Here is a 22,575-nt window from a genome sequence, read left to right as displayed (position 1 = left end):
ATGAAGAAAAAGATAATCAGCAAAGCATTATGCGTAGCGCTTGCCTCTGTACTGATGTTTGGAGAGGCTGCGCCGGCTATGGCGGCTACCAAGAGCCTGGATCAGGGACAGGCTGTTGTTGCAGAGGATACATTTTCTGCTTCAATAGACGGAATAGAAGCAGGAAATTCTGCTACAGTGACAGATAACCATGTTGGGATAAGTGCCTGGGGCTCAGGAACGAGTGCCAAATTATATGTAAATGGAGTTGAATTCGAGTCACGAAAGACGTCATATGGATACTGGGATATAAACACAGATTTCTACGGAAAGGCCGGTGTGACATACACATTTAAGCTTGAAGCCGAGGGAAGTGATGGCTCAACAGTCACAAAGACTTTCAACAGAAAGTTTGAAACTCCTGTTTTTGATAAAAGTACGACACGCGGCTGGTGGAACAGTGAGATAGACGAGACCGGCTACTCTAAATATGCATCACTATACGTAAATACAGAATTTTTATCAAGAGTTTCGGCTAAATACGACTATTATGTATACAGATCGACAAATCCAAAGACCGGGTTCAAGAAGATATCCAGCAACACGGTGTATGGCGGAACGAACTGTTACAATTATGACTACAATGCAGCATATGGAAAGACGTACTACTATCAGATAAAGGTAGTCGCTGAAAAGGACGATTATATAAAGACCACAAAGGTGATTGCAACATCCCCTGTCATTAAAGTCAGTGCAGACAATTGGAAAAATATATATGTAAATGCCGAGTTGGACCACAAAGGTGTTAAGTTAAACATCGAAGACAGAGGAATTTATAATCAGTTTGACATCTATAGATCGGCAAGTAAAAATGGCGGCTACAAGAAGATCAAGACGATAACCGGTGATGAGTTTACAGACACCACAGTCAAGGCGGGAAAGATCTACTATTATAAGGTGATCCCAAAGTACTATGAGACAAGGACTGGCAAGCTGGTATCTGGAAATACCACAGCGGCCGTCGGTGTGAAGGTGACTATGGGCACTCCGGTTCCTATCGCGCAGATCACCTCATCTACTTCGGTGAAGCTGACATGGGATAAGGTCAGAGGCGCTAATGTATATGAGATATGGTATATGCAGACCGATATCAGCGGTAATCAGTACAGCAAGCTGGGAGTCACAAAGGGCAATTCGTATACGGTCAAGGGACTGAAGAATGGTCATCTTTACAGATTTATGCTCAAGGCACAGAATGTATCAAATGGCAAGGTCGTATGTGAGAACCAGAATGATACCGGAAGAGTCATTATGGGCTACGATGATAATATATATAGTCTCAGAGCTACATATATAAGTACAGCCATCAGCAAGGACAAGAAGACACTTGCGATATATACGAATCTGGCATGGGATAAGAACTACTGGGCATCAGGATATGTGATCACAGCGTATAACAGATATACAGGCAAGGAAGAGAATGTCGCAAAGATCTCTTCTGGCACAAAGAACACATACAGATTTAAGAACCCTGGAACAAGTACCAAGGGAATGAAATACACATATGTGAGGGTGAGACCATACAAGGGCTCAGTTGTCAGCGACACCCCAATTGAGATCAATGTAAACTGTATGCCGTTTGCATCGGGAGTCAAGGTATCCAGAAAGACCAATTCATCGGCTGTCATTTCCTGGAAGGCTGTGCCGGGTGCATCAGGATATTCTGTATACAGAACAAACAAGCAGAGCGGAGAAACCCAGTGTAGGGGTAATGTAACTGCTACAAAGTATGAGGACAAGGATTATTCGGTAAAGACAGATTATGAATACTATGTAGTGGCACAGTCATCTTTTGAAGGAGCTTGGGGTAATAGCCATTATATATATGAGGGTAATGCAAAGTACTTCGCTAAATACCAGCACAAGCTTGCAGCACCAAAGATGGGCAGCGCAAAGAACACAGCAGCGGGACAGGTCAAAGTAAAGTGGTATGCCGTGGCAGGTGCTCAGCGTTACTGGGTATACCGTTCTACAAGCAAGAATGGTAAGTACACCAAGATCGCCAGTGTGGCAACAACAAGCTATGTTGACAAGAAGGCGGCAAAGGGCGGCACATATTACTATAAGGTTGCAGCTGCTGCAGTGAGCGGTGCCGGAGTAAAAGCTCAGTCAGCTTATTCAGCAGTAGCAGGTGCTAAGAGCTCTAAGTAGTATATAAGCATAAAGATTCCGTACAGGATATAAAAGACGGAAATCAGCAGAAAATAAGTACAGATCATACGATATTATGTCGTGTGGTCTGTATTTTTGTAAAAAGGTACAGCCTTTATTTTGAAAAAAGTGGTTGACATATCATAGCTGACAGTTTATTATATTAACGTTCGTTGTGAACATGCGGAAGTGGCGGAATTGGCAGACGCGCAGGCTTCAGGTGCCTGTGGTAGCAATACCGTGTGGGTTCAAGTCCCATCTTCCGCATTTTTTTATACCATAGTATAGGATATAATCATAAGAATATTTTAGGAGGTATGTGCGGCGATGGCAGAGAAAAAGAATGTAGTTACCTATTCAGGTCTCAAAAAAATTGAGGAAGAGCTTCAGGATCTGAAGGTTAACAAACGTAGAGAGATTGCAGCCAAGATCAAGGAGGCAAGAGAGCAGGGAGATCTGTCAGAGAATGCAGAGTACGATGCAGCAAAGGATGAGCAGAGAGACATCGAGGCGAGGATCGAACAGCTCGAGGCAATGCTTAAGAATATTGAGGTCGTAGATGAGGATGAGGTCGATACAGGAGTTGTCGGTATCGGTTGTAAGGTAATAGTGTATGATTATGAGTATGATGAGGAAATTGAGTATGATATCGTTGGTTCATCACAGGCAGATATCATGAACAACAAGATCTCAGATGAGTCACCGGTTGGAATGGCACTCAAGGGTGCAAAGGTCGGTGAGGAAGTTCTGGTTGAGGCACCGGACGGAGAATTTAAGTACAGAGTACTTGATATTAAGAGACAGGAGCTGTAGGAGAAGATGGCAGAGCAGAATAACAAGGGAAATGAGCAGGATCTTAATAAGCTGAAGATGGTTCGCCGCGAGAAACTGGCAGATCTTCAGGCAGCAGGCAAGGATCCATTTGTTATAACTAAGTACGATGTGCAGCAGCACAGTATAGAAGTAAAGGACATGTACACAGCACTCGAGGCTGAGCTCCTTGCGGGAAGACAGGAGCCTTCAGTAGAAGGTCTTGACGAGGCAGAGAAGAGAGAAGTTATCAACAACGATTACAATGAGAGAAGAGCAATCATGGACGCTTCACCTATCAATGTGAGCATTGCGGGACGTATGATGTTCAAGCGTGTCATGGGTAAGGCTTCTTTCTGTAATATTCAGGATCTCAAGGGCAATATTCAGGTATATGTTGCCAGAGATCAGATCGGCGAGGAGTCATATGCTGACTTTAAGAAGTCAGATATAGGTGACATATATGGTGTAAAAGGATATGCTTTCAGAACAAAGATGGGCGAGATATCCATACATGCTGAAGAGATAACACTTCTGTCCAAGTCACTTCAGATGCTCCCGGAGAAGTTCCATGGACTGACAGATACAGATATGAGATATCGTCAGAGATATGTGGATCTGATCATGAATCAGGACAGCAAGGAGGTATTCATCAAGAGATCACAGATATTAAAGGAGATCCGTAATTTCCTGGCTGGACGTGATTTCATGGAAGTCGAGACTCCTATGCTTGTATCCAATGCAGGTGGTGCTGCAGCGAGACCATTTGAGACACATTACAATGCACTCGATGAGGATGTAAAGCTTCGTATATCATTGGAGCTTTATCTCAAGAGACTTATCGTCGGTGGTCTTGAGAGAGTATATGAGATTGGAAGAGTGTTCCGTAATGAGGGCGTTGACACACGTCACAACCCTGAGTTCACCCTTATGGAGTTATATCAGGCGTACACAGATTACTATGGTATGATGGAGCTGACAGAGTCAATGTTCCGTTACCTCGCAGAAAAGGTATGTGGAAGCACCAAGATTTCATATAATGGAATAGAGATCGACTTTGGCAAGCCATTTGAGCGTCTGACTATGGTCGATGCTATCAAGAAATATACAGGTGTTGATTTTGATCAGGTTGCTGATGATGCTGAGGCGAAGAAGATCGCTGACGAGCATCATGTAGAGTACGAGGAGCGTCACAAGAAGGGCGATATCGTGAACCTGTTCTTTGAGGAGTTCTGTGAAGAGAACCTGATCCAGCCTACATTTATCATGGATCATCCAATAGAGATCTCACCACTTACAAAGAAGAAGCCTTCAGATCCTACAAAGGTTGAGCGTTTCGAGCTCTTTATCAACACATGGGAGATGTGTAACGCTTACTCAGAGCTGAACGATCCGATCGATCAGCGTGAGAGATTTGCCGCTCAGGATGCGAACGCAGCAGCCGGAGACGACGAGGCTGAGCACACAGATGAGGATTTCCTCAATGCACTTGAGATCGGTATGCCACCTACAGGCGGTATCGGTTATGGTATAGATAGACTGGTTATGCTCCTTACAGATTCACAGGCGATCAGGGATGTTCTCCTGTTCCCGACAATGAAGTCATTAGATGGTGTAAATAAGAAAAATGATGTAAATAATACAGCTTCTGAAGCACCTGAAAAAAATGTAAAAACTGAGTCTGAAAAGATTGATTTCTCTAATGTGAAGATTGAGCCAATCTTTGAAAAAATGGTAGATTTCGATACATTTGCAAAATCTGATTTCCGTGCAGTTAAAATTTTAGCTTGTGAAGCAGTACCGAAGTCAAAGAAGCTTCTGAAGTTTACATTAGATGACGGAGAACGCAAAGACCGTGTGATTTTAAGCGGTATTCACGACTATTACGAGCCGGAAGAACTGGTTGGTAAGACAGCAATCGCTATCGTGAACCTGCCACCGAGAAAGATGATGGGAATTGATTCCGAGGGTATGCTGATTTCAGCAGTACACGAGGAAGACGGTCACGAAGGACTAAACCTTCTGATGGTAGATGACCACATTCCGGCAGGTGCAAAGCTCTATTAAGAAGTACCGTTTTATCTTACAAAACGGGATGTACTTCATTTGTGAAAAAGCTCTGAAAATACACAAATACACCAAATTTACACCAAATGGTGCTTGAAACGGTGCAGAGCCTAAAAAATCGCATAATTACAGGCGATACAACAGAATTTATAAGGGCGGTGTCTGAAATTATCGGACATCGTCCTTTTCTGTATTCGAGTTAAACAATACACATATTTCAGCTCAAAATCGAGACAAAAGCCTTGAATGTTAATATGCGTTGCTTGAAGCAACGGGCAGTCCAACATACAATTAGTCTGTCAGCGCCAGAAAGGTTAGACAGAGCATTTTTTGTAAATCGGCAGGGCAACCCCCTTACTCGTGCCGGAGCAACATATATCTTGTGTAAATATGTTCAAATGGCTGGATTACATATCAGAAAGATATTGCGCCGGTTTGAAAACTAAAAGTATCAAAATACAGACTTAATAATTGCAATTTCATTCTCAAAGTACTATAATACAAACTATATTTGGGTGGAGGTGCGGAAATGAAAGTACGGTACAACAAACTTTGGAAACTACTGATTGACAAGGGAATGAAAAAGAGTCAATTACGAGAAGCGGTCGGGGCAAGCAAAAGTACATTTGCGAAACTCGGAAAAAATGAAAATGTTACCCTTCCCGTGCTGTTGAATATATGCGAATATTTAGAGTGTGATTTTGGCGACATAATGGAAGCCGTACCCGAAAATGAGGTGTAGGATCAATGAACAAGAAGATTTTAATTGTGGATGACGAAAAAGAAATCGTTGATCTGCTTGAAGTGTATTTGAGTAACGATGGTTATTCAGTATATAAATGTTATAATGGGTTAGAGGCGATGAAATGTATCAAACAGTCGCAGATTGATTTAGCGATACTTGATATTATGCTGCCGGATATTGATGGTTTTCGACTTTGCCAAAAAATTCGGGAAAAGTTTTACTTCCCTATTATTATGCTTACCGCCAAAATTGAGGATAGCGACAAGATTATGGGGCTTACGATTGGTGCGGATGATTATATAACGAAACCGTTTAATCCTTTAGAGGTTGTGGCAAGAGTAAAGACGCAATTAAGGCGTTATCAGAGCTATAACAGTCCTAATTTGAGCCAATCCGAAGAAAAAGACGAGTATGACATCAGAGGTCTACTGATAAACAGAGTCAGCCACAAGTGCTACTTGTATGGCAAAGAAATAGCCTTGACTCCGTTGGAGTTTTCTATTCTGTGGTATCTGTGCGAACATCAGGGTAAAGTTGTCGCCTCGGAGGAATTATTTGAAGCCGTGTGGAAAGAAAAGTATCTTCGCAACAGTAACAATACGGTAATGGCGCACATTGGGCGGCTTCGGGAAAAATTGAATGAACCTTCAAAAAATCCGAAGTTCATTAAAACTGTTTGGGGGGTAGGGTATGAAATTGAATAAAAAAGAAAAAAACTATCTGCTCTCTACCTTGTTCAAAGGGTATGTAATTCAATGTGCGATTTGCTCTGTGCTTATTTTAGGCGGTACTTTTCTTTTAGGAATTATGGCAGAAGAAATTCTCCGCAAGTATGTTTTGTATTATTACTTGTATTACAGAACAGAATATCTTTATATAGTGGCTGTAATCGTGTGGGGTGGCTGTATTATATACTTGACATACCTACTTTTGAAAAAAGTAGTCGCCTACGTGTACGAGGTACAGGCTGCGACAGGAAAAATGTTCGATCAGAATGTCAGTTACATTGAAATGTCCCCGGAGTTGAGTGAAATCGCCGCTAACATCAATCAGTTAAAACAGGAGGCTGAAAGTAATGCAAGGCTTGCAAAAGAAAATGAGCAGCGAAAAAATGACCTGATTATGTATCTTGCACACGATTTGAAAACACCGCTTTCTTCTGTAATCGGGTATCTTACTTTACTGCGTGATGAGTCGCAAATCTCAAAGGAACTTCGAGAAAAGTACCTTTCAATCACTCTTGGTAAGGCAGAACGGTTAGAGGATCTGATTAACGAGTTTTTCGAGATAACACGATTCAATATATACGATATTACATTACAATACACGAAAATCAATTTAACTCGCCTGCTGGAGCAACTTGTATATGAATTTAAGCCTATGCTCAACACAAAGAATTTGCAATGTAATCTTTGTGTTGATGATGATATAATGCTTCGATGTGACGCAGACAAAATTCAGCGTGTTTTTGATAACCTTTTGAGAAATGCGGTTATCTACAGTTTTGAAAATACGGATATCACGATCAGCGCACAATGTCAGGAAGATACGGTCAGCATTATTTTTTGTAACCACGGCGATACTCTGCCGGAAGAAAAGTTAAACAGGATTTTCGAGCAGTTTTATCGGCTTGACGCAGCGAGAAGTACAAGCAGTGGAGGAGCTGGATTAGGTTTGGCGATTGTAAAGCAGATTGTTGAACTACACAATGGTACAATCGTTGCAGAGAGCCAAGAGGATCAAAACAAGTTTTCAATTACTTTGCCGTTGGCGTAGGAAAATTGTAAGAATTTGCATAGAAAAAAAGAGGAATATCTTACGAGCAATCAAGAAAATACGGGCTTCTGTTTTGGTACAATAAAAGTATCAAGATAGAGGCTCGTATTTTTTGTGATACAGCATAAGGAGGAATGATGAAGTTGCTAAGAAAACAAATGCTGCTATGTTCTATTTTGTTTCTTGTATTTACGCTATCTGCCTGCTCTGCAATTGGGCAGACAGACGAAAACAATCTTATAGATAGCGCAACATCCGCAGAAAAAACGGTATCAGTTGTACGAGGGACAATTACTCCAACCGTTTCAACGCAAACGACTATTGTTCCGGCAGTACCGTTTATTATTTCCTCACCCGAAAATGGCATATTTAATACAGCGGTAGAATTAGAAGAAAAAATCACTGCCGGGCAAATTATTGGAACTTTGAACGGCAAAGAATTGAAATCTCCGGTGGATGGTACAGTTACCTCTATTGCCCCATCCAATGAAAGCGTACCGAGTAATTATCCCGTAGCGATAGTGCATTATACAGGATTTGCCCTCAATGTAGAGGCAGATAATTTTTTGAGTACCTTACCGGAGTATGCAGAGTTGAAAGCAAAATTTCAAGTATATGATGGTGTAGGACCAACCGATATGATTGCCGTGGTGTCGCCTGCCGCAGATGAAAATGCGTTTACGGGAATCGTGCCGCAAGAGGGCATTCTGCAATGCTTGATCAGTCAAACAGTCGATGTGAAATCGGGGCAAAGTGCAACGGTAGTCATAACGGCGACAACGAGAAATGATGTCCTTATATTGCCGCTGTCGGTAATAGCGGGTAGACAAGGTACGGGATTGGTTACTGTAATTACTCCGAATGGAGAAAGAGTGGAAACAAAAGTGACATTGGGTGTGACAGACGGAGCCAATATAGAAATACTGTCCGGCTTAGAGGAGGGCGATGTGGTTTCTGCTACTCCGCCAAACCTTGATCCGAGGGGGAATTGATAAAATGAAAGGAATTTCCGAAAAGACTTTAATCAAAATAAAGGATTTGAAAGCAAGCGTCAAATTGAATAATGGCGATATGCTGACAACAGTAACCAACGCTAATATGGAATTGCAACGAGGGCGCAGTTATGCCATTGTCGGAAAGTCCGGCTCAGGCAAAACAAGCCTTATATCTATTATTGGCTTGTTAAATCGGGAATATGAGGGCGAGTACCTTTATGATGGTATATCTATTTCTGCTTTGAAAGACCGTGATCTGTCTATACTGCGAGCCAATAATATCGGATTTGTATTTCAGAATTACTCTCTGATTAAGCACTTGCGGGTATGGGAAAATATCGAATTACCCCTACTCTATGCCAAAAAGTCGTTTACCGCCAAACAGCGTCACGAGATAATTACAGGCTTGCTAAAAAGTGTCGGCTTAGAAAGCAAGGAAAATGATTACCCAATCAATTTGTCCGGCGGTGAACAACAAAGAGTTGCAATCGCAAGGGCACTTGCAGTATCTCCGGAAGCCATTTTATGTGATGAGCCTACGGGAGCGTTGGATAAAAAGACGGGAACGCAGATTATGGAACTGTTGCACAGCGTCGTAAAAGAAAATGGAATTATGCTGCTGTTGGTTACGCACGATCCTGATATTGCAGATACCTGTGATACGATTTTTGAAATGGATGGAGGGAGGATAACTTGTGCTAAAAATGATACTTAAAGACCTTCGTCTGTCTCCACTTAGAAGTATTCTGACAAGTGTTTCAATGCTTGTAGGCATTATCGCAATGATTGGATCGGTATTAGTTGGTACGCTTGGACGGGAGTATTTGATTTCCGTAAACGCACAGGTATATGGCTGGTCACCTACTTACTCATTCGTGATAACGGAATCCGATTTTCACGATAGAAATAAAATGGAACAATTATTCCAGAGATTTGAAGCCATTGATGATGTAGCCGCTGTTACTTTTTCTATGGGAGAGGATATTCGATTTGCACCAATGAAAGATTTAACGCCAATACCGCCGAATGATGTTTACCAAAACCTGATGGCTTTTGATGTAGTTTGCACCACGGAGGCATATAGTCAAGTCTATAATCTTCCAATGACATCCGGTAGATGGTTAGAGCCTTTGAGTGAGGGCGGATCGCTTGAAGTGGTCATAAACAAAGAAGCTAAAAACTATTTTAATGATTCGCCCTATGCTGCAGGAAATGTAAAAAGCACACTTTCGTTAACCCCATTCAATATTGTCGGAGTAGTAAACGATGGCAGGGATTTTCCGACTATCTATGCGGATTCTGCGGCGATCCTCAATTTCGCACCAGCAATGTGGCAAGTACAAAATGCAAATGTGTATTGGCATCCCACAACAGGACTGACAATCGAACAGATACATTCTGCCCTTGGCGACATTTTGACTGATACCATTGGCGGTTACTGGGAAAGTGCTGGGCGGAGTGATATTGGAGATACCTATGATTCGGTATTGTCCATACTGCAATTAGGGCTTTTGGTTACTTCGCTTTTGTTGCTGTTTGTTTCCGTATTAGGGCAGATCAATATCGGACTATCTTCATTGGAACAGCGCACACATGAGTTGCTGATCCGCAGAGCGATAGGTGCTTCACGAACAAATATTGTGGCACTGGTTTTAGGCTCACAGTTGATTTTATCAATATTCGTTTGCTTTGCAGCTATTTTGATTTCGCTGATTTTGGTGCATTGTATTGGAGCGTTGCTCCCTGTGGATTCCCCGGTGGGAACACCGAGTTATCCAATCAGCGTTGCTGTTGTTGCAGTTGCTGTGTCTGTGCTTACAGCATTATTGGGCGGATTATTACCAGCATTGAAAGCAGCAAAATTAGAGCCTGCATTGGCTCTTAGATAATAAAACTCAATTCAAGGAGGAAACAAAATGAAACGAACAATCTCAAAATCCGAAAGACCGTACAGACTGTTACTGTGTGTTATGATTTCTTTGCTGGTGATTATGCTGGCAGGCTGCTCCACTTCTTCGGACTCCGACACAAATACAAGAGGTTTCACGGACTTTGCTACCATTGAAGAAGAATACCTAACGACCATTGAGAGTTTGAATTGGCCGGAGGGCGTTACTCCGCCTGATGCTTTGGAAGGCGAAGATACGGGAGCGTCTTTTCAGATAGGATATGGCGATACAAAAGCATCTAACCTTTGGGAATATTCTTGGATGCAGGAATGGCTTGATACTTACAATACGAATCCGGAAAGGGCGGCAAAAGCCTTAGCTGAACTCGAAAAAGCCTTTGATATGCCTTATATGGGAACAGATCGCTGTGATGACGCCACACGCAAATATCTTCGTGATAATATTGATAAAGCTAAGTTGGGAGATCCGTCTGGATTTACAGAGTGTATTCAGGCAAATTATGCCGATTAAAAAATGGCACATAAGAGTTTTGGGGTTGGGAGGTGAGCACATATATGCAGAGAAAACGCCGTAAGAAAAAACGATTTGGAGTATTTTTGTTTTTGCTTGTAGTTTGTATCGGCATAGGTATAATGTTTGTGCCGTGGGCAATGCAGCCGGAAAATTTCAGAGAGGTAAAGAATAAAATAAATGGTTTTCTCTACAAAGAAGATTTTCTTGACTCTTATAATGCAAAATCGCTGATTTTGGTGGATTGTTCTGATGATGAAATATTTGTTTCAAAAAACGAGAACGAGCCACAAATTCCTGCAAGTTTAGCCAAGCTGTTTGTTATTGAGTATGCGTCAACTTTAGCAGACCTTGATAGTATCGTTGTTGCAGACTATGGTGCTATTTCACTCACGAAACCCGGCTCGTCTGTTGCTCAAATCAAGGAAAAAGAATACTTTTTACACAATCTATTTGCGGCAATGTTAGTACCGTCAGGGAATGACGCAGCTTATGTGGTTGCTGATTATTGTGGAGGATTACTTTCGCCGCAAGCAGAAAGCTGTCAAGAGCGTGTGAGGATTTTCATGGAGAACTTAAACCTGCATTTGCAACAGCAGGGGTACTTAGACACAGTTTTATATGATCCGAGTGGTTTTGATATGGAGGCACTTACCACCACTTTAGATTTGAAAGAAGTAGTATATCGGTTGTTGGAATACTCGTGGTTTAGAGAAATTGTATCTCAAAACACTTATACGGCAACACTGCCTGATGGCAGTACACAAATATGGCAGAATACAAACGCCTTCCTTGATCCGACATCCGAATATTACAACGAAAATGTATGCGGAATTAAGACTGGCTCTCTGTCTGACGACTATAACTTGATTGTGCTTTATCAGCAGCACGGAAAAGAGTTTTTGATATGCAGTTTAGGCTCTCAGTCCGATTCCTCTCGTTATGACGATGTGAATTTTATTCTGAAAACGATTGATGAATCGTATTATCTCACGCAATAAATCTTATGTTGTCCAAGACAAAAAAACTAACCAAGGGGGGTGATAATATCGGACGAATCGTAATAATGGAGTTCAAAGCACAAGACTCAACAGCCTTTGACGATATGCTGGCTTTTGTAAAACAGCACCCTGATTTTGAAAAATTAGAGATTTCATATGAGCCGACATTATCCCTTTCCGGCTTAGAAATCAATTTGAGCCGGCGCAGAGTTATCAATAACGGTCAGGAAATTGAACTGACCGTCAAAGAGTATGATATACTCTGCTTACTCGCAGCCAATAAAGGTCGTGTTCTTACATACGAGCAGATTTATGATAAGGTGTGGGGCGAAATATCAGCAGGCAATGAAAAGGATACCGTAGGCTTTTACATTCGGAATCTTCGTAAAAAACTTTGTGATACAAACTCTCACTTTTCCATAGATAGTGTTCGTGAGATCGGCTACCGCTTTAACAGTCAGTAAGCAGTCCCTCGTAGTTCATAATGAATTGCGAGGGATTATTCATTTTCTAAGACGGTATGTCGGAATTTGATAAATCCCTGCAAATGTTGATTTTATACGACGGTTAAGAGAAATATCGTGTCTAAACTTGCGACTGGACTTTGCATTTTCTACGAGTTATCTTCGTAATATCTCGACATTATACATTATACTACCCCTATCTACAAAATGAGAGGGCACTGAAAAACATACCATTTTTATTTTGACTTTAATAAAAAAGAAAAAATTCATCAGAGTTTTTATGATTCTGGTGGATTTTTTGTTAGGCGAAATATAAATTGCTTGTCTTTTTCGGATAAAGTTCTTATTTTTCATTCATTAATTTAATTATTCTCTTAAGATTTACTGCAAAGATTGTCATTGCTCCTTGCATTTCCATACAAATAAGACCTGATGATGATGCTACAAACAAGTATGGAGAAAAATGAGCCAAGAGAGAAAAAATGTATTAACTTTCGGTCAGACCAAAAGTATAATATGATTAAGATATGAAGGAGGCATACAGATGGCTAGAACTGGAAGACCAAAAGCAGAGAAACCTTTTGACCATAAGGTGACTGTTAAATTCAAAGAAGAGGAATACCAGATAATGGTTGAGTATGCTGAGACTCATAATCTATCCATTTCGCAATTGATTAGAATGGGTGTTGAATTACAAATGAAGCAACAGGCTAATCAGTAGAACAGGCTCTTTTCTCCGGAAAGGAGAGAATAATGGCTTGTAGAAAAGATGGTAAAGGCAGAGTATTAAGAAAGGGTGAGGGTTACAGAAAAGGCGACGGAAGATACTCATATGTATATATTGATCCATTAGGCAAGAAAAGGACCATTTATGCACAGTCTTTGGTAAAACTTCGAGAAAGAGAAGAACAGTTACAAAAAGACCAGTTGGATGGACTTGATGTCTATGTCGCAGGAAAGGCTGATGTGAACTTTTTGTTTGACAGGTACATATCAACTAAAACAGAATTGCGCAGCACTACTTACAGTAATTATTTGTATACATGGAATCATTTTATTCGTGATACATTTGGCAAGAAGAAAGTAAGAGATGTGAAATACTCAGACGTGTTGTTCTTTTATACAGACTTGATTAATAATCAGGGATTACAGATTAATACGCTTGAGACAATTAACACAGTATTAAGACCTACATTTCAGCTTGCTGTCAGAGATGATATCATAAGGAAGAATCCGGTAGACGGAGCATACTGTGAAGTAAAAAAGCGTAATGGTGGTGCCAGAAAGACAAGGCGAGCGTTGACTGTGGATCAGCAGAGAAAATTCATGGAGTATGTAGCAAAGAATCCGTTCTTTTATCACTGGTATCCATTCTTTGTATTTTTGTTAGGAACTGGATGCAGAATAGGAGAAGCAATTGGGATACGCTGGGATGATATTGATTTGGAGAATCGAGTCATTGATATCAATCATAGCTTAACCTATTACCAGAGAGCGGATGATTCATATAAATGTGAGTTTAGAGTATCTTTGCCAAAGACGGAAGCTGGTAATCGTAGAATACCTATGATGCAGCAGGTATATGATGTGCTTCAGGAAGAATATGAGAGACAGAAGCAAGAAGGCTTTTGTGTTGAGAATGTGGATGGAATGACCAATTTTGTATTTACAAACCGATTTGGGATGCCACATAACCCAGCAGCAGTAAACCGGGCAATCAAGAGAATTGTGGATACACATAATTCAGAAGAAGAGGTGGCTGCTAAAAAGGAGAAGAGAGAACCTGTTATGATTCCAAGATTCTCCTGCCATATCTTCAGACATACGTTTGCATCAAGATTTTGCGAGAATGAAACCAACATCAAAGTAATTCAAGAGGTAATGGGACATGCTGATGTATCGACTACCATGAACATATATGCAGAAGCAAACCCAGATGTTACCAAATCAGTAATTGAGAAATTATCAAAAAATATGGATATTTTTTAGAAAAGAGTCCTGCGATTGAACTCTTTGAAGATTGAAAATATACCTATTCATACTGAGATAAATATGCTATACTCATCTAGTATTGTAGTGTTTGACACTGCAGTACATGTCTTAAAATAAAAAGACGTATTTTAAGGCGAATGACATCTTTTGGACGCACAAAAGTCAAAAAAACGTCCAAGAGTATCCAAGTATATAGAATCCGGGAAAGCCCATTTTCCAAGGGTTTACAAGGATATACAAGAGTTAGCTTAGCAATCAAAAAAGCTCCCGACAATGAAGACCTTGAATGGTGTAAATAAGAAAAATGATGTAAAATCTAAGGCTGCTGAAGAAGTGAAAGCTGAGCCTGAAAAGATTGATTTTTCTAAGGTAAAGATTGAGCCTTTATTTGAAGAAGCAGTAGATTTTGACACATTCAGCAAGTCAGATTTCCGTGCAGTAAAGGTTAAAGAGTGTGTTGCAGTACCGAAGTCAAAGAAACTGTTACAGTTCACTCTTGATGACGGAACAGGCACAGACAGAACTATTTTAAGCGGTATTCATAGCTTTTATGAGCCGGAAGAACTGGTTGGAAAGACTCTTATCGCTATCACAAATCTTCCACCGAGAGCTATGATGGGCATTGACTCTTGCGGTATGCTCCTCAGTGCTATCCACGAAGAAGAAGGCGAAGAAAAGCTCCATCTTCTGATGGTTGATGACCACATTCCGGCAGGTGCTAAGCTCTATTAAGATGTAAATATATGAAAGTCAGTTACTCCGTGCCTATGGCACTCACGTAACTGCCAACTGCATTCGTAATCCGGGCGATTGCCCTGCTTACTCATACAGTTTAGCCTGCCCGATATCCATGAATTCGTTCATGCAAGCATGACTCATTCATGGCTGCCGTTCAGGACTTTCATAGTAAATAGACGGGACGTACTTCATTTGATAAAAAACTAAAAAAACAGCGATTTACATCAAACTTACATCAATTGATGCAGAAATCGGTGCAAGCAAGAGAAAATCGCATAATTTGGAACATCAGCAGGAAAGCAAGCACGAGCAAAGCGAGTATTTGTTTTCACCTGATGTGACAACGACAAAATCAAGGAGTGCGAAGCACGGCAACGGCAAAGCCGTTGGATTTTGGAGTGATAAATGAGTGGGCAATTCCAATCGGGATTGCCCATTTTTAAAACAAACAGAAAATGGAGGAATCTATGAAACATAATAACATTATAATCATGTCTGCATTAGCACTTGTGATTAGTTTAACCGGGTGCGGAAATACAAATAAGCTTTCCGAATATGACATGACCGGAATTAGCTTTATAGAATATAATGACATAGATACAGTATGCGAAGATGAAGAACTGATAACTGCTGGAAGCAATTTGCTATCTGACCAAGAGGACAATTTGCTTCTCTCCTATGTAGTAGATAGCGCTATTGAACTTTCTGACGAGCTGGGAGATTATGACCATTTGGTGTTTACAAATCCCAAATGGATTGAAAACTTTGGCGATTCTGGCAAATTAAAACCTATAGAATATAGCAGCTTATCAAAAAGTATGCAAGAGTTTTTAGACAGTCAAATGCCGATATTGACAAACGACGGAAGTGTATTGCCAGAAGGAACAGGGTTATACGAATACGAAGGTGGCGGTCTGCTTGCATTTCCTGTAAATGTAACTCTTGGAGCAGCGAAGCCGATAGAAGCAAAAAATCCTCTGGTTATGCTAATAGACAATCCGGCAGAAATACTGAAAGCTGATTCTTGTTTGTTGCCCTTGACCTCAAGTGGAAATGTGTTGTTTTTGGATAGCGGTAATTTACAACAAGCTTTTGAAAATAGTGAGCTTAAAGATTACGGAAATATTCAAAAGTTTGACGAAAAATAACATTTTACAATTACATAACCAATCTGAGAGGAGAGTTGAGAAAATCGACTGTCCTTTTTCTATTTGTACGGATATTCGCAAACTACAAGATAAGGAAATCCTATAAGGTTATATAGTTTGGATGAAATCACGGAGATATTCTGTAAATTAGGACTTCGTATTTGTAACAGCTTTACTGATTTCAGTGGAAAGCCGAGTTCTGATAATGATATTCAATTGATGGTTTATTCCATACGGGAATAAATCTTCATCAAATCTTTATTTTTCCCTGATAGATTATATTTCAGTAAGAAATGAAATATAGAAGGAAGGATAGTAAAGATGGAAATGATGTTACAGACACAAAAACTATGTAAATATTTTAGAAAACAGAAAGCGGTAAATAATGTTTCACTTAATATCGAAAAGGAACAGATTTATGGACTGCTTGGACCGAATGGTGCGGGAAAATCTACCACATTGAAAATGTTGACCGGTATGATGAAACCCACTGCAGGAAAGATTTACTTTGATGGAAAACTTTGGGATAGGAAAGATTTATCAAAAATAGGAGCGCTAATTGAGAATCCGCCTATTTATGAAAATCTTTCCGCCAGAGAGAATTTGAAGGTAAGACAATTATTGCTTGGTACAGATGAAAACAGAATTGATGAGGTCTTGCAGATTGTATCACTTACAAACACCGGAAAGAAGAAAGCAGGACAGTTTTCTTTGGGGATGAAGCAAAGACTAGGCATTGCAATGGCATTGCTTGGAGAACCGGAACTTTTGATATTGGATGAACCTACGAATGGATTAGATCCAATAGGCATCGAGGAATTACGAGAGCTGATCCGGTCTTTTCCGGAACAGGGAATCACTGTAATTCTCTCCAGTCATATTCTTTCAGAGGTACAGTTACTTGCAGATAAAGTCGGGATTATTTCAGGTGGAATCTTAGGATACGAAGGAGCATTAAAGCAGGGAGATAATCTTGAAGATTTGTTTATGAATGTGGTAAGAAAAAACCAGAAAGCAGGTGAAATCCATGGTTAATATTATAAAAGCAGAACATCAAAAAGCCAAAAGAACCATGCGAAAAAAGTTTATCTGGGGATTTCCTCTTCTTACATTTGTCATGGCATTTATATTTACTCTTGGGATGACAAATGCTTATGCAGAAAGTGTTTGGAACTGGTGGTATACACTTTTGCTGCCGGGGATGATTGCTCTATTTTGTTATCTTTCTGTGGCGCAGGAGAAAAAGATAAAATACTATCATTTAATGACTATTCCCACAGACAGAAGAAAATTGTTGCTGGGGAAAATTATTTATATTGGGTACATGATTTTGTTTTCTAATGTGATTGTGTTTGCAGGAGCAACGCTTGGAGGCTTTCTTCTAACGACACATGTTCCAGTTGGAGGAGCGTTGATTGCAGTATTGTTTCTGACGGTTTCTGAGTTATGGGAGATTCCGGTAGCTTTATTTTTAAGTGAACGATTTGGAATGATTGTAAACCTGTTCGTCTGCCTATTTATTACCGTCAGCGGTGTGGTAATATCACAAACCAGAATCTGGTATGTACTTGTTTCTGCAATCCCTATGCGAATGATGTGCCCATTGCTTCATGTTTTACCAAATGGACTTGCCGCAGAAGCAGGGAATCCTCTTTTGGATACGGGAGTCATTGTTCCGGGAATGTGTCTCTCAATCATCTGGTTTGTTTTTGTAACGGTTCTGTTTTTGAAATGGTTTGAGAGAAGAGAGGTGAAATAAGATGATTGGAAGATCTCTTAATGCAGACTTGCGAAAGATGAAAGGAACATCTGTGATTCTGGCACACTTATTGATTCCGATTATAACCAGCGTTATATTTTTAATATATTACTTTTTTTCACCATGGAATGAAAATATGAAAGTGATTGCATTTTATCAGGCAATAGGAGCAGGACTTCCGGTACTTATTGGAATTTTTACAGCAAGTGTGATGGAACAAGAACAAAATGCAGGTAATTTTCAAAACCTGTTGTCTTTACCAGATAAACCTGCAGCATTTTTATCGAAACTGTTGATGCTACTGGTTTTGTGTCTGTGCTCTATCCTATTGACAGCAATCATATTCGGAATTGGATTTGGAAGAATCGCATCAAGCGATATCGAAATCATGAAAGGATGTATATTTGCAGCATTGCTGCTGTGGGGAAGCAGTGTTCCACTTTATCTGTGGCAGCTGATTCTGGCTTTTCAGTTTGGAAAAGGGGTATCCATTGGAGCAGGGATTATATCAGGACTAATTAGTGCATTGATGCTTACCGGACTTGGAGATTATGTGTGGAAATATGTATTTATCTGCTGGACGGGTAGAGTACCATATACTTATCTGCAATCTGTATTGGGAGAAACTAGTGTAGGTGAATGGTTGTCATTCATACCAGGTTGCTTAATATTTACAGGGATTAGTATGGTATACTATTTTTGGTGGGTAAACCACTGGGAAGGAAACAGAATATCGGAATAGAATCGAGGGAAACTATGGCAAAAATACTGGCAGTTGATGATGAACCGGCAATTTTGGAAATGATAGAAAGCATTTTGAATAAGGATGGACATCTGGTTACCAAAGTAAGTAATCCACTAAAAATTAATATGGAAGAATTACATCGTTATGACCTGATTTTACTGGACATTATGATGCCTGGAATTGATGGCTTCGAATTATGCAAAAGAATCAGGGCACTTGTGGATTGTCCGATTTTGTTTCTTACGGCAAAAACGGAGGAAAACAGTCTGGTAAACGGACTTTCTTTAGGAGCAGATGATTATATTTCAAAGCCATTTGGAGTGATGGAACTTCGGGCAAGGATCAATGCACATCTTAGAAGAGAGCACAGGGAACATTCTGTTCGGATGGTTTTGGGGAGGGTCTGTATTCAAATATCTCAAAAGAAACTATTGGTTGATGATAAGGAACTTCCTCTTACGAAAGCGGAGTACGAAATCTGTGAATTTCTGGCTAAAAACAGGGGACAGGTTTTCTCGAAGGAACAGATTTTAGAAGAGGTCTTTGGTTTTGACAGTGAGAGTAATGACAGTACCATTATCACGCATATCAAAAATATAAGAGTAAAATTTGCGGATTATGATTATACACCGATAAAAACAGTCTGGGGGATTGGATATAAATGGGAAGAGTAAAGAGAAGCAATGCACTCAGCTGGATTTTTATGAGATATGTACTGGTCATGCTTGGATCATTAGTAGGTTTGGTGATTGTTGCTTGGCTGCTGCTGTACCTTTTGATTAGTGTGGGCTGTATCTATCCGGCGAATTATGCAGAGCAAAAGATTAATGAAGCATATGATACGATTTTACGTGCGGATAAAGTAACTGCTGAGATGATTCCTGCACTTTGTGATTATGTAATCTTTTCAGAGAATGGAGAGAAAATAGGTGGAGATCTGTCAGAACAATACGAACAGATAGCATGGAATGTTGCAAAGTACGGAAACGCATCCGGGAAATATTTTTATAAAGTAATTGTAAGGGAAAATGAATATGTTGTATTGCAATATCGCCTGACACCTCAATATCATTCAGCTTTTTTGAGGGAGCATTTTATAGGACCACAGAATGTGATGAGTATTATGTCAGTGATTGGAGCGGTAGCGATTATCATCATTCCGTCCATACGTTTTGGAAAAAGAATCAAAAAGCAGATGCAGCCTGTATTAGACGCAATCAGACAAATAAAGGATCAAAATCTGGAATATGAGACATCCTGTTCCGGTATCAAAGAGTTTGATGACTGTTTATCGGCAATCGATGATATGCGAGATGCATTGCGAGAATCTTTAGAAAAGCAGTGGAAAACAGAGCAGGAAAAGAAACAACAGATGTCTGCTTTGGCGCATGATATTAAAACACCCCTTACCATTGTACGAGGAAATGCGGAGTTGCTTTCAGAAACGGAGTTGACGCCGGAACAGAAAAATAATGTTACTTATGTCTTAAACGGAACAACACAGATACAAAGTTATGTAAAACAGTTGATAGATGTCACAAAATCATGGAATTGCAGTGATGTTACCTATACAACGGTGAGGTTAGAAGATTTTTTCGCAGATATAAAGGAACAGGCACTCGGACTGGTAGAAATCTATCACCAGAAAATAGATTGGAAGGCGGGACAAAGTGATAAAAAGGTAACGATTGCTTATGATCCAATGTTCCGGGCCGTAATGAATATGATTCAGAATGCAGTGGAGCATACAAAAGAAAATGGAATCATTTATATTGACGCAAAGGAGCAGGATGGCCGGCTGACATTCATTGTGGAGGATAGCGGATCAGGATTTACAAAAGAAGCATTATTGCATGGCACAGAGCAGTTTTTTATGGATGACACAAGTAGAAATGGCGAAGCCCATTATGGGATGGGACTATTTTTTGCAAAAACTGTGGCTGAAAAATATGGTGGAGGTATTAAACTTTCAAATTCTGAAAATACAGGTGGGGCGAGGGTAGAAATATTTTTCCTGAGTAGTCAAGAAACAAGCTAAATAGACCGCAATTAAGCTATGTAAAAGAAATTTTACATGCTTTTATCTAATATGTAAAAGCCTTTTGATAGACATTACTACTACGTTTGCTGTAATCTCATGGAAGAAGGAGGCATACAGAATTATGATAGCTGATAAAATTAAAAATGCTCGTACTATTCTTTATTACATAACTATCATTATAGTTGGGATTATATGCACATATAAGAAGAGAATAATATAACTTTTGTTATGATATCAAATGATTTTTTTATTTAATATAACATTGCATTGGATGAAAAAATGTGTTTGGAGATGAAAACATAATCGAATTGAAGGTTGACGATTCAAACATAAAAAGAGCTGGGTGGCATCTACCCAGCTCAATCTTCTACATGGAAGACATCTTCCACCAATAAATTAAAGTATTTAGAAATCCGTAGCATAAACTCGGCAGATGGGGTGCTGTCCCCACGTTCTATCCTGCCGACAGTTTTGGTGCTGAATCCGATAGCGGCGGCAAGGTCATCTTGGTAAATGCCACGCTGTTCTCGGATTTCTCGGATATTATTGGTAACCGCCATAAAAATCCCTTCTTTCAGTTCTATAGAATTTTCTTATTGTCAATTATGCAAAATGATGTGTCCGATAAAAAGGACTTGCAATTTTATCGGTAATGTCCTGTAATAGCAGAAGCATCAGATTTAAGGTATATCTTGATGCAAACGAAGGTAATAATCCCTCTGCAATTTCTTTACTTCCGTGATACAAAATCAAAACTTTTCTCCTTCATCCTATACTTCCTCGGTGTCACTCCATACTTCTGTTTAAACGCCTTGATAAAATGGCTGCAGTCACAAAATCCTGTCTCCTGGCTGATATAAGTTAGGTCAAAATCTGTGAATTGCAATAAGTCCTCCGCTTTTTGCAGTCTTACCGTGAGAATCATCTCCTTGCAGGTCTGTCCATAGTACTCCTTGAATATTGCGGCAAAATACGAATAACTCATATGAAATTTTTCTGCCAGCTCCGCCACCGAGAGATCTTCCTGGTAGTGCTGTGAAATGTACTCAGATACCTCTGTAAATTTTTCGCTTAATACAGTTTCCTTTTTCCTTTTTTTTATCTGAAAGCCTTCCTGCTTCCAGATACGAAGAATTTCTGCCATAAGAAGACAATAATTCGAATGCATAATAATGTCATAACCAAATTGCTTTTCTTCTAACGCCTTCACTGATCCCTGAATCAGCTGCTTCATTTTTTCCTGATTAAATTTCTCTTTCGAAAAATAAACCGATAGCTTCTGCTCCACTGCGGCCATGGCGATCAGACTCGAAATCGATGGAAGTGCTGAACCGGATATATTCAGATGTGCCGGATCGAATTTCAGGACATAGTAACGGATTGGAAGCTGTCCTGTTGAATAAATTGCATGAGCCATCTGTGGATAAAATACGATCAGATCTCCCGGTTCCAATACATAATTCTCTTCTCCTGCCTCTACATACGCCTTTCCCTCCACCATGTAAAGAATCTCCACAAAATAATGCCAATGTGGAAGAATTGGGAACATCTCAGATGTCTGTGCATCAAATAAAAAGGCTTCATATGGTTTGTTTAATTTGTCTAAACATTCAAAATAAGGTTTCACAGATTATCTCCATCATAGATTTTTACAATTTTATAATAGATTCATTATATCATATCT

23 protein-coding genes, 1 tRNA gene and 1 pseudogene are annotated in these 22,575 nt (G+C 39.9%); 23 read left to right on the top strand and 2 right to left on the bottom strand.

Annotation, left to right across the window (positions count from 1 at the left end; all coding sequences use genetic code 11):
* The 23 genes and pseudogenes from NQ536_RS11470 (at position 1) to NQ536_RS11360 (ending at position 20,888) form a co-directional block, all read left to right on the top strand.
* Positions 1–2,190, top strand: coding sequence for a fibronectin type III domain-containing protein (locus NQ536_RS11470; protein ID WP_004853354.1), 2,190 nt, complete (start codon positions 1–3; stop codon positions 2,188–2,190).
* Positions 2,191–2,373: 183 nt separating this feature from the next.
* Positions 2,374–2,457 (top strand) — tRNA-Leu (locus tag NQ536_RS11465).
* A gap of 60 nt (positions 2,458–2,517) precedes the next feature.
* Positions 2,518–3,003: a transcription elongation factor GreA gene (gene greA / locus NQ536_RS11460; RefSeq protein WP_004853356.1), complete on the top strand. Its 486-nt coding sequence runs from the start codon at positions 2,518–2,520 to the stop codon at positions 3,001–3,003.
* Between the two features lie 6 nt (positions 3,004–3,009).
* A complete protein-coding gene (gene lysS, locus NQ536_RS11455) occupies positions 3,010–5,067 on the top strand; it encodes a lysine--tRNA ligase (RefSeq protein ID WP_004853359.1) in 2,058 nt (685 codons plus the stop codon).
* A 529-nt stretch (positions 5,068–5,596) separates the two neighbouring features.
* A complete protein-coding gene (locus NQ536_RS11450) occupies positions 5,597–5,809 on the top strand; it encodes a helix-turn-helix domain-containing protein (RefSeq protein WP_008703822.1) in 213 nt (70 codons plus the stop codon).
* A gap of 5 nt (positions 5,810–5,814) precedes the next feature.
* Positions 5,815–6,516: a VanR-ABDEGLN family response regulator transcription factor gene (vanR, locus tag NQ536_RS11445; RefSeq protein ID WP_004853366.1), complete on the top strand. Its 702-nt coding sequence runs from the start codon at positions 5,815–5,817 to the stop codon at positions 6,514–6,516.
* Positions 6,503–7,588 carry a sensor histidine kinase gene (locus tag NQ536_RS11440; RefSeq protein WP_004853368.1) on the top strand — a complete coding sequence of 362 codons (1,086 nt, stop codon included), beginning with the start codon at positions 6,503–6,505 and terminating at the stop codon, positions 7,586–7,588. The genes vanR and NQ536_RS11440 overlap by 14 nt, the downstream gene beginning before the upstream one ends.
* Before the next feature lie 134 nt (positions 7,589–7,722).
* Complete coding sequence (locus NQ536_RS11435; protein ID WP_004853369.1) at positions 7,723–8,580, top strand: RND family efflux transporter; 858 nt, start codon at positions 7,723–7,725, stop codon at positions 8,578–8,580.
* A gap of 4 nt (positions 8,581–8,584) precedes the next feature.
* Positions 8,585–9,298 carry an ABC transporter ATP-binding protein gene (locus NQ536_RS11430; protein WP_004853372.1) on the top strand — a complete coding sequence of 238 codons (714 nt, stop codon included), beginning with the start codon at positions 8,585–8,587 and terminating at the stop codon, positions 9,296–9,298.
* Positions 9,288–10,472 (top strand): ABC transporter permease, encoded by a 1,185-nt coding sequence (locus NQ536_RS11425; protein ID WP_004853375.1) that lies wholly within the window; start codon positions 9,288–9,290, stop codon positions 10,470–10,472. The genes NQ536_RS11430 and NQ536_RS11425 overlap by 11 nt, the downstream gene beginning before the upstream one ends.
* Positions 10,473–10,499: 27 nt before the next feature.
* Entirely contained in the window at positions 10,500–11,003 is a 504-nt protein-coding gene (locus NQ536_RS11420) for a hypothetical protein (RefSeq protein WP_044998360.1), read from the top strand.
* Positions 11,004–11,047: 44 nt separating this feature from the next.
* Positions 11,048–12,004, top strand: coding sequence for a D-alanyl-D-alanine carboxypeptidase family protein (locus NQ536_RS11415; protein ID WP_004853380.1), 957 nt, complete (start codon positions 11,048–11,050; stop codon positions 12,002–12,004).
* 65 nt (positions 12,005–12,069) lie between these two features.
* Complete coding sequence (locus NQ536_RS11410) at positions 12,070–12,468, top strand: winged helix-turn-helix domain-containing protein (RefSeq protein ID WP_227909631.1); 399 nt, start codon at positions 12,070–12,072, stop codon at positions 12,466–12,468.
* A gap of 544 nt (positions 12,469–13,012) precedes the next feature.
* Entirely contained in the window at positions 13,013–13,189 is a 177-nt protein-coding gene (locus NQ536_RS11405; protein WP_004853384.1) for a DUF6290 family protein, read from the top strand.
* Positions 13,190–13,221: 32 nt separating this feature from the next.
* Positions 13,222–14,457, top strand: coding sequence for a tyrosine-type recombinase/integrase (locus NQ536_RS11400; RefSeq protein WP_004853386.1), 1,236 nt, complete (start codon positions 13,222–13,224; stop codon positions 14,455–14,457).
* Positions 14,458–14,727: 270 nt separating this feature from the next.
* A pseudogene (locus tag NQ536_RS11395) lies at positions 14,728–15,192 on the top strand (lysine--tRNA ligase); the annotation flags it as partial.
* 286 nt (positions 15,193–15,478) lie between these two features.
* On the top strand, positions 15,479–15,607 hold the full coding sequence (locus NQ536_RS11390; protein WP_004853389.1) for a hypothetical protein: 129 nt from the start codon (positions 15,479–15,481) through the stop codon (positions 15,605–15,607).
* A 58-nt stretch (positions 15,608–15,665) separates the two neighbouring features.
* Positions 15,666–16,346: a DUF6619 domain-containing protein gene (locus NQ536_RS11385; protein ID WP_044998361.1), complete on the top strand. Its 681-nt coding sequence runs from the start codon at positions 15,666–15,668 to the stop codon at positions 16,344–16,346.
* Positions 16,347–16,667: 321 nt separating this feature from the next.
* Positions 16,668–17,381, top strand: a complete 714-nt coding sequence (locus NQ536_RS11380; protein WP_004853392.1) for a lantibiotic protection ABC transporter ATP-binding protein — start codon at positions 16,668–16,670, stop codon at positions 17,379–17,381.
* Positions 17,374–18,105: a lantibiotic immunity ABC transporter MutE/EpiE family permease subunit gene (locus NQ536_RS11375; RefSeq protein ID WP_004853398.1), complete on the top strand. Its 732-nt coding sequence runs from the start codon at positions 17,374–17,376 to the stop codon at positions 18,103–18,105. Before NQ536_RS11380 ends, NQ536_RS11375 begins: the two co-directional genes overlap by 8 nt.
* Before the next feature lies 1 nt (position 18,106).
* Entirely contained in the window at positions 18,107–18,847 is a 741-nt protein-coding gene (locus tag NQ536_RS11370) for a lantibiotic immunity ABC transporter MutG family permease subunit (protein ID WP_004853401.1), read from the top strand.
* A 14-nt stretch (positions 18,848–18,861) separates the two neighbouring features.
* On the top strand, positions 18,862–19,524 hold the full coding sequence (locus NQ536_RS11365) for a response regulator transcription factor (RefSeq protein WP_004853402.1): 663 nt from the start codon (positions 18,862–18,864) through the stop codon (positions 19,522–19,524).
* Positions 19,512–20,888, top strand: a complete 1,377-nt coding sequence (locus NQ536_RS11360; RefSeq protein WP_004853405.1) for a sensor histidine kinase — start codon at positions 19,512–19,514, stop codon at positions 20,886–20,888. Before NQ536_RS11365 ends, NQ536_RS11360 begins: the two co-directional genes overlap by 13 nt.
* Before the next feature lie 362 nt (positions 20,889–21,250).
* Here NQ536_RS11360 and NQ536_RS11355 read toward each other — a convergent pair whose 3' ends face one another.
* Both NQ536_RS11355 and NQ536_RS11350 read right to left on the bottom strand, forming a co-directional pair.
* A complete protein-coding gene (locus tag NQ536_RS11355) occupies positions 21,251–21,451 on the bottom strand; it encodes a helix-turn-helix transcriptional regulator (protein WP_004853407.1) in 201 nt (66 codons plus the stop codon).
* Positions 21,452–21,621: 170 nt separating this feature from the next.
* Positions 21,622–22,392, bottom strand: a complete 771-nt coding sequence (locus tag NQ536_RS11350) for an AraC family transcriptional regulator (protein WP_233419715.1) — start codon at positions 22,390–22,392, stop codon at positions 21,622–21,624.
* Between the last annotated feature and the right edge of the window lie 183 nt (positions 22,393–22,575).

The sequence above is a fragment of the Coprococcus eutactus genome, from assembly GCF_025149915.1.
Classification (GTDB): domain Bacteria; phylum Bacillota; class Clostridia; order Lachnospirales; family Lachnospiraceae; genus Coprococcus; species Coprococcus eutactus.
Note: the sequence above shows the minus strand (reverse complement) of the source record. Positions and strands in the feature narration are given on the sequence as shown.